The 306-nt window shown below is 51.3% G+C and carries 1 protein-coding gene; it reads right to left on the bottom strand.

All coding sequences use genetic code 11. The annotated features are described in order from the left end of the window. A partial coding sequence (locus ACZ2V4_RS11730) for a hypothetical protein (protein ID WP_490514952.1) occupies window positions 1–306 on the bottom strand: 306 nt, incomplete at both ends.

Genomic DNA, 306 nt, shown 5'->3' on the forward strand with positions numbered 1-306 from the left:
CTTTTTATACTGCTCGTATTCTTCGGCTTCCTCAATATTAGCGGCCGTCGTATCGAACTCGTATTTTATCTGCTTCACGTGATCGATGAACGATTCTTCCGTAATCTCATCCCCAATTGCGCCTTGCAGGATTTTGACTTGATCGCCCATTGACTCGGAGAAGGCGACAAGCCGCGTGATTTCCTGCGCATCCGTGAACGAACGCTGAAGCTTGCTCAACCGTGCCTTGATCTTGGTGACGCGTTCTTTAAGCTTCATCAGCTCATCGCGCGGTACGAGCCCCTCTCTGTCGCGTTCAACCTGCGC

This window comes from Macrococcus sp. CoH-51_TC_04 (assembly GCF_058188655.1).